Here is a 7,083-nt window from a genome sequence, read left to right as displayed (position 1 = left end):
GCGGCTGGCGTACGCTGAAGCTCAGGCGCAAACGCAACATGCGCCACTTCAAGGCTCCCCGCCGTCGGCGCGATGCTCCGGTAACAGGCGACCCCAGAGGCGCGACCGTTCACACCGGCCCGGATGGCATAGAACTGGGCATCGGCATCGGGGCACGGATGATCAATCCAGGCACGATAGGCGGCAAAGGTCGGGAACGGGCCATACGGCAGGTAGGTCCACATCCGGCCCTCACCGTCAGCCGAGATAGCCGCATACAACTCTTGCGCATGGCGGTCAGGATCGAGCGGTTCGAATGCACAGTAGCGTCCCGCAAGCGGCGTGTGGGGTGGAATTGGCGGAGGGTTCCACCCTGGTACGGGCGAGCCAACTGGTTGGCCGAGCGCATTCTGAAAGCTCATCATCACGTCCCTTTCTGTACATACCCTTTTTCTTTATTATAATAACCTGCAAACCTTACTTACCTATTGCCACTTGGCGTTTTTATGCTGCTGAGCGCATGTGCCAGCCCAAGTCCTTCCCCTCACACCACGGGTAGCACCAGTGAAGCACAAACCATCGTACCAGACGCGCCAACCCAGGCGTCACCAAAAAACTTGCGTAGATAATCACAGGTAGGATCCCTGGCTGAAGCGAGATGCACCGGTTGACCGTGCGCTTGTTATCCAAGCGCACGATCAACCGGGCTCCGCTAGTTCGTGGTCGCACATACGCGCTTTTGGCGGCAACCACCTGATCCACCGTTGGCTAGCGGATTGCCGCAACGACCTTCTGCTCTACTCCCACGCCCACCCCAGCGGCCCGCCGGTCGGGGCGATCATGACCCTGCTCGGGGCGATGATCTACGGCGGGGCGATCGCGCTGCGAGCGCGCTGGCCCTGGATCGCACTGGCCGCGCTGTATACCCTGAGCGTCGTCGCAGTGCCCAACCCCTGGCTGGCCAACGCCCTGGTCAACACCGGCGAGGTGCTTTCGTGCCCATTGTAGCATAGCGGAGTGGATCATACTTCCAATAGATCGGAAAAGGGTTCAGCGTTCACCCCCGTGCGTGGAGGCTCGCCCGGAAATGTGAACGCAGAGCCGCAGAGGGGTGATGCGCCAACCTCCGCGCCTCCCCGCCTCGGCGCCTCTGCGTTCAAACAAGCAAGCCAAGGCGCATAGATTCGTGCCTGAAATCGAGTATACTGAGGACAAGCAACGCACACCGAGGGCTCCGGAACAATCTCGATGCCACAAGACGATCCGTTGACCAAACCAGGCGCAACGACGATGGCACAGCGAGGATCAAGCGCGTGCTGGCCCTGATATAGGTAACCGACGTCATGCATCGTTCCGCGACAGCGTCTGATGGCAAGGCCTGGCCTGGGCCGCGCTTCCCAGTGCTGGCGCACCGCAACGGCAGCACCCAGCGCAGCCAGTGGCGTCTGCTACGGATTCCCGTGGCAAGGAAGGATGCGCGTCCACGGCATTTGATGAGTAGTTACGTTACGGGAGCCCGAGCTGTACTTTGATTGCCCGTTCGACGGCTTGCATGTCAGCTTTCGAAAGCTTTCCCATCTGACTACCGAGCCCTTTTTTGCTGACCGTCGCAAGTTGGTCGGCCATTGCCTTATGCTGAAGGTTGTTTACGGTAACGTATGCCTCGCTCGGATATAAGTGGTCAACGTTACTCGTCAAGGGAACGACCTGAACGCGGTTCAGGAGACGGTTCGCAATGTCATTACTGACGATAACCGCAGGGCGCTCCTTCTGGATTTCACCACCGACAGAGCCACCGAAATCTACCCACCAGACTTCACCGCGTCTCATCGGCTCTATCTCCGCTCGTCGCGTCAGCCCATGCCTCTGCCTCAGCTTCCCGCGCTTCATCAGCTGCCATTGCCGCATAGCCAGCTTCGAGGTCACCGCCGATAACATGTGGCCGCACGAGCTCCTCGATAAACTGGCTAATTTTCCTTCGCCCGATGACTTTATGAAGACCTTCGTAGACCGCTTCATCTACGGTGATCGTGAGCTTCTTCTGCATTCGTATTTTCCTTCCAGAGTTCCCACTGCACGTATAGTACACGTATTATAGCCTACTGTGCGAAAAAGACAAGAGACATGCGGTATCAAGAGAGTGCAGCCGAACATGAAGGAGACGGCGATCGTGCTACCTACAGCCCAATGATACGTGCTACGCGGCGATCATGGGGTCTACGTATCATAGGAACAGAAAACGCAAGAATCGAGATCGTGTACGGCGCTTACGTGTGCTTGTGCGGAAGGTTCCGCCGTCGCTGGCGAAGCTCGGCATCAGCAGAATCGTGCCATTTGATCGGTTTAAGGCATCCTGCTGAAACCTAAGCCCCCAGTTCTGGAAGCCAGCGCAAGCCTCTTCTCAGGCACCGTCGGTGATCCAGGTGATCTCCGCATGATGGCGTGAGCGCGGGTCTTCACCGGAACCCGTTGCCTGCACTGCCACCGCGCCCTCGGCTCGCAGCGGAGCCTCGTCGTTGTTCCGCCGCCCGGCCCTGAGTACGGGCACGGCGCTGCCCTGCCCATACGCATCAAATTAAGCCCTGGAGCGGGGGCTTGGGGGCCTGCGGCCCCCAGAATCTTTTGTTGTTTTGGCTCAAATGGCCAGCGAAGCTGGCCATTTGAGCCAAAACAACGCAGGTGTTTGAGGGCGGCAGCCCTAAAGTTGATGCCCATGGGGCGTAGCCCCACACCTTAACCCAGCGCTTATTCGCGCTAAGAAAACTGCAAGCTGCAGTGTTGTACGATCGTTGCACTTATGATCTATAATGTGCATTGAATATCCTGTCTTGAGTGAGGAGATGGTATATGGATCACTCCTTCAAACACGATCTCAGCCTGGCCTTAGCTGCGGTGGATGGCGATGCCTGCGAGGATTACCGACAGCACGCGCCGCTGCTCGTGGCCTACGCCAACCAGCGCATGGCCGAGCGTGCCGATCTTGGCGAGATGGCTGGGCCTTACTCGCTTGAGGCGATCTATCGCAACCACGAGGATCACGCCCGCCTGATGCTGGCGCAGCTGGAGATGAAGCGCGCCGACGCGCTGATCGCACTGCTCGTCTGGGCCTATCGGATGCACCCGCTGCGCGGGGTCGCGCTGTGGGCCTTCCCCATCAACCTCGATATCTGGCGCACAGGGGTCGAGCTGCACCTCCCCCCACACAGCGCTGCCGTGATCGGCGCGGTCTATCAGTGTATGAGCGCTATGCATAGCCAGATCTTGCTGCTGGCCCAGACCCCTGCAGATCGACCGGGCGTCGCTGACGAGATGCGGCCGCACTTCGAGCGATACCTGGAATTGCTGCTTCTGGCCGATACGCGTGCGGCGCTCCAAGTCGCCAGTGCGTACATCCAGAGCCCGGCGATGATCACGACCTGGTGGCAGCATGTTGTCCAGCCGGCGATGTACGAGATCGGCGAGCGCTGGGCCGAGGGCCAGATCAGCGTCGGCCAGGAGCATCTGGCGACGGCGATCACCCAGCGGGTAATCGCCCACTTCTACCCGCAGATCCTCGACCTGCCGCATCAGAAGGGCAAGATCGTCGTCACCTCATCGCCTGGGGAGTTCCATGAGCTCGGGGCGCGCATGCTCTCCGACCTGCTAGAGATCGCCGGGTGGAACACCTACTACACCGGGGCCAACACCCCCGCTGAGAGTGTCGTTGCACTGGCGGCGCAGACCCAGGCCCAAGCCGTCTGTATCTCGACCACCCTCTTCGAAAGCCTGCCGAAGGTAACGGCGCTGATCGCAGATCTTCGATCGGCGGATCTCAGCCCGGCCCCACGCATTCTGCTTGGCGGTCAGGCATACCTCTCCCATCCCAACATCTGGCGGCAGATGGGCGCCGACCAGTACTGCGCGAGTGTCCGCGAGTGCGTTGACTATCTCGATGCCAACATCAACCTTGAGGACTCCCTTGAGTGATCCCCCTGCACAGCTGATCGCACTGGGCAGTCGGCTGGTGTTTGAGCAGAGCGAGGCTCTAATCGCGCTGACCGACGCGCACGGGCGGCTGATCGAGGTGAATCCCAGCCTGCGGCGATTCCTGGCCCAGCAGCCTGAGATCCAGAACATCGGTATGCTGATGGAGCCGCATAGCCGCGCACGCTTTCATACGCACTTGCTACGGGCGGTGGCCGAGCAGTACGTTGGGCCGATCACCCTGAATTTGAGCGATAGCCTCACCGCGACCCTGCGATCCTACCGCTGCCACATGGCGGCAACCGCAGATGCGCAGATTGTGTTCCTCGCCGAGCCGATCGCCGCACTCGATCAACATGGGGCCGAGCAATACATGCAGGTGGTCAGCGATCTGTCGACGACCACGCATACCCTCCAGAAGCTTAATCACGCCCTCGGCGAGAAGCAGCGCGCCCTCGAAGACGCGCTCGCGAAGATCGAGCATATTGCGCGAATCGATGATCTCACCCAGCTTCTCAATCGCCGCAGCATCGTAGACAAGCTTGACGAGGAGATCTGGCGCGCACAGCGCTACCAGGGGGCGGTCTCGGTTCTGATGATTGATATCGACCACTTTAAGACGGTGAACGACCGCTATGGCCATACCGTGGGCGACCAGGTGCTGCGTGGCTGCGCCGACCTGATGCGGGGTTCCATCCGCGCCACCGACTACCTGGGGCGCTACGGCGGCGAGGAGTTCCTCTGTGTGCTGCCAACCACCAATGAGTCGTCGGCAGCCGATCTGGCCGAGCGGCTGCGCAGCCACATCGAGGGCACGTCCTTCGTCGCCGCAGAGACGGTGACCTTCTCGGTGACGATCAGCATCGGGGTGGCCGAGCTCGACGCCCGGCGCGATACGCCCGAGCTCCTGATCGCCCACGCCGACAACGCGCTCTACCGGGCTAAGGCCGATGGTCGGAACCGCCTGGTCTGCTGGAGAAGCTGAGGGCGGCTGCAACGTCGCCGCCAGTGGGGGTGAGGGGGCGGCGCAGCCGCAGGGCGTTGAACAGCCCTGGGAGCGCCTGCAGGGTGACTGCAACGTCGCCGCCAGGCGGGGGTTTGGGGGTGGCAAAGCCGCAGGGCGTTGAACAGCTCTGGGAGCGCCTGCAGGGCGGCTGCAACGTTGCCGCCAGTGGGGGAGCGGGGGCGGCGCAGCCGCAGGGCGTTGAACAGCCCTGGGAGCGCCTGCAGGGCGGCTGCAACGTCGCCGCCAGGCGGGGGTTTGGGGTGGCGAAGCCGCCCATTATCATACACTTAAGCGATGATACCCCTCAAAGAGGAGGCTGCCGCATGCCATGGCGATGGCGACCATCGGCAGCGCACAGCGCATCCCGTGTCAGTTGGTGGTGGTGCCGGTGGCGGCGCCCGTCGCGGAACAACGGCGCCGGCAACTGCGGCAGGCGTGCCAGCGCAAAGGCCGTACCCCCTCGGCGCAGGCCTTGGCCTTGTGTGATTGGCTGATCACCGTGACCAACATCCCGGCGGATCAAGCCATGATTGATGCGATCGTGGTGCTCTTGCGGCTGCGCTGGCAGATTGAACTGGTGTTCAAGGTCTGGAAGGGTGACCGCAGGATCACGTTGACGGCGGCCCAGGATGTGACGGCGGTGCAGGTGGAACTCTACGCGACGTGGTGTGGGTTGATCCTGGCGCATTGGGGCGCCATCGTTGGGGCGTGGCACATGCTGGGCTGGAGCATGATGACCGCGCTGACGATCATCCGCCGGAGCATCCGCGACCTGAATCGCGCGATCCAGGCGGGCACCGATCTGACCGTCGTCCTGCAGGAGATCGCCACCGCGCTCCAGCGGGAACGGCTGCAATGCCGGGGCGATGACCGGCTCAACCATGCCGAACTCCTCGCCCATCCAGCAGCCCTTGGCCTTGCTGAGGCGCTGGCCGCCGCCGATCTCGCGTACGCTGATGCCTCAGATGCTTAAGTGTATGACAATGGTATGGCACGCCCCCCCGAGGATCGCTGAGCACACTCCGTTATGTTCAGTGTCGCCGTCCCAGGAGCGGCGTCGCAACGTTATGTTTAGCCCAACCCTCCTTGCGAGGATTGAGGTCTTTCCGACTTGAGCGCAAGTGCGCTCACCCTTCGCAACGAGGTGTTCGTATCACAGTGCAAAAATGGTCGCAACGCACTGGTCTCACGGGCACATTTGCGCCAGGGGGCGTGGCTATACTGAGCGTAGTGGTTCGTCATTGTACGCACAGGGAGATTCCACCATGCGATGTACCAATTGTGACTATCTCAACCCAGACGATGCCCGCCGCTGTGCCAACTGTGGGAGTGACTTCACGAACAGCAGCCAACATGCACCCGTTCAGGCCGCTAGCGCTGCCCCGGCAACGATTCCGCTCGCATCTGCCCCAGTCATCCCGCAGACCACGGCGGCGGTCGCCGCACCAGTCGCCGGCCCAGTCCAGACGGTCAATGTGATCGTGCAAGCCCCGGCGGCGGCACCCGCGCCGGGGCCAACGATCATCTTTGCCCAGAACGCAGCAGGCCCTGGCTGTCTCGTGCGTGCGCTCTACTTTTGCTTCATCGGTCTCTGGCTGGGCTTCTTCTGGACGGGAATCGCCTGGCTCTTGCTGGTGAGTATCATTGGTCTGCCCCTGGGCCTGCTGATGCTCAACCGCATTCCCCAAGTGATGACCCTCAAGCCGGTGCGCACCGAGATGAAGGTCGTCAGTCAGGGTGGCGTCACGGTGGTGAGCCAGGGTCGCGTTGCGCAGCATCCGTTCTGGCTCCGCGCCATCTACTTTGTCGCGGTTGGTTGGTGGTTCAGCGCCTTCTGGCTCAGCGTGGCCTGGGCCCTGATCGGCGTGACGTTGGGGCTCGGCCTGCCGATGGCCTTCTGGATGTTCGACCGCACCCCCGCCATCGTGACGCTGGATCGGTCGTAGCGGTGCGACGGTAGCGACTACTTGCCGCTACCGCCAACATCCACATCATGAGGAGGAGGAGCTGCACGCGATGTTCACTGACCCTGACACGCGCCTCCGTTTCCTTGAGAACTGGCTGCCACTGGCTCAGGCCGAGAGCGAGCGCAACGGCTGGGGCTACGACAGCGCCACCTTGGAACGGCTCGTCCT

The 7,083-nt window shown here is 61.8% G+C and carries 8 protein-coding genes and 1 pseudogene; 5 read left to right on the top strand and 4 right to left on the bottom strand.

The features are described from left to right. A pseudogene (locus EKD05_RS24885) lies at positions 1-404 on the bottom strand (GNAT family N-acetyltransferase); the annotation flags it as partial. Between the two features lie 415 nt (positions 405-819). Between EKD05_RS24885 and EKD05_RS26185 the strand changes: the two are divergent. Then, a complete protein-coding gene (locus tag EKD05_RS26185; RefSeq protein WP_165360969.1) occupies positions 820-987 on the top strand; it encodes a hypothetical protein in 168 nt (55 codons plus the stop codon). A gap of 498 nt (positions 988-1,485) precedes the next feature. Here EKD05_RS26185 and EKD05_RS24880 read toward each other — a convergent pair whose 3' ends face one another. From EKD05_RS24880 to EKD05_RS26180, 3 genes are all read right to left on the bottom strand, one after another. Next, on the bottom strand, positions 1,486-1,809 hold the full coding sequence (locus tag EKD05_RS24880; RefSeq protein WP_129678257.1) for a type II toxin-antitoxin system PemK/MazF family toxin: 324 nt from the start codon (positions 1,807-1,809) through the stop codon (positions 1,486-1,488). Next, complete coding sequence (locus tag EKD05_RS24875) at positions 1,796-2,026, bottom strand: addiction module antitoxin (protein ID WP_129678255.1); 231 nt, start codon at positions 2,024-2,026, stop codon at positions 1,796-1,798. The genes EKD05_RS24880 and EKD05_RS24875 overlap by 14 nt, the downstream gene beginning before the upstream one ends. Positions 2,027-2,380: 354 nt before the next feature. Beyond that, a complete protein-coding gene (locus EKD05_RS26180; protein WP_165360968.1) occupies positions 2,381-2,527 on the bottom strand; it encodes a hypothetical protein in 147 nt (48 codons plus the stop codon). A gap of 299 nt (positions 2,528-2,826) precedes the next feature. On the opposite strand from EKD05_RS26180, the gene EKD05_RS24870 reads away from it, so the two are divergent. The 4 genes from EKD05_RS24870 to EKD05_RS26955 all read left to right on the top strand — a co-directional run bounded on the left by EKD05_RS24870 (position 2,827) and on the right by EKD05_RS26955 (position 6,894). After that, the gene (locus EKD05_RS24870) at positions 2,827-3,945 is read left to right on the top strand and encodes a B12-binding domain-containing protein (protein ID WP_129678253.1); all 1,119 of its coding nucleotides are present in this window, start codon (positions 2,827-2,829) and stop codon (positions 3,943-3,945) included. Next, entirely contained in the window at positions 3,938-4,927 is a 990-nt protein-coding gene (locus EKD05_RS24865; protein ID WP_165360967.1) for a GGDEF domain-containing protein, read from the top strand. Before EKD05_RS24870 ends, EKD05_RS24865 begins: the two co-directional genes overlap by 8 nt. Before the next feature lie 349 nt (positions 4,928-5,276). Next, positions 5,277-5,921 carry a transposase gene (locus EKD05_RS24860; RefSeq protein ID WP_129678249.1) on the top strand — a complete coding sequence of 215 codons (645 nt, stop codon included), beginning with the start codon at positions 5,277-5,279 and terminating at the stop codon, positions 5,919-5,921. A gap of 292 nt (positions 5,922-6,213) precedes the next feature. After that, on the top strand, positions 6,214-6,894 hold the full coding sequence (locus EKD05_RS26955) for a hypothetical protein (protein WP_240695929.1): 681 nt from the start codon (positions 6,214-6,216) through the stop codon (positions 6,892-6,894). Positions 6,895-7,083 lie beyond the last annotated feature (189 nt).

This window comes from Candidatus Chloroploca sp. Khr17 (genome assembly GCF_004138165.1).
Lineage (GTDB): Bacteria > Chloroflexota > Chloroflexia > Chloroflexales > Chloroflexaceae > Chloroploca.
Note: the sequence above shows the minus strand (reverse complement) of the source record. Positions and strands in the feature narration are given on the sequence as shown.

Coding starts and splice junctions, on each gene's coding strand:
- EKD05_RS24875 (WP_129678255.1), bottom strand. CDS start 2,026: ATGCAGAAGAAGCTCACGATCACCGTAGATGAAGCGGTCTACGAAGGT.
- EKD05_RS24870 (WP_129678253.1), top strand. CDS start 2,827: ATGGATCACTCCTTCAAACACGATCTCAGCCTGGCCTTAGCTGCGGTG.
- EKD05_RS26185 (WP_165360969.1), top strand. CDS start 820: ATGACCCTGCTCGGGGCGATGATCTACGGCGGGGCGATCGCGCTGCGA.
- EKD05_RS24880 (WP_129678257.1), bottom strand. CDS start 1,809: ATGAGACGCGGTGAAGTCTGGTGGGTAGATTTCGGTGGCTCTGTCGGT.
- EKD05_RS26955 (WP_240695929.1), top strand. CDS start 6,214: ATGCGATGTACCAATTGTGACTATCTCAACCCAGACGATGCCCGCCGC.
- EKD05_RS24860 (WP_129678249.1), top strand. CDS start 5,277: ATGGCGATGGCGACCATCGGCAGCGCACAGCGCATCCCGTGTCAGTTG.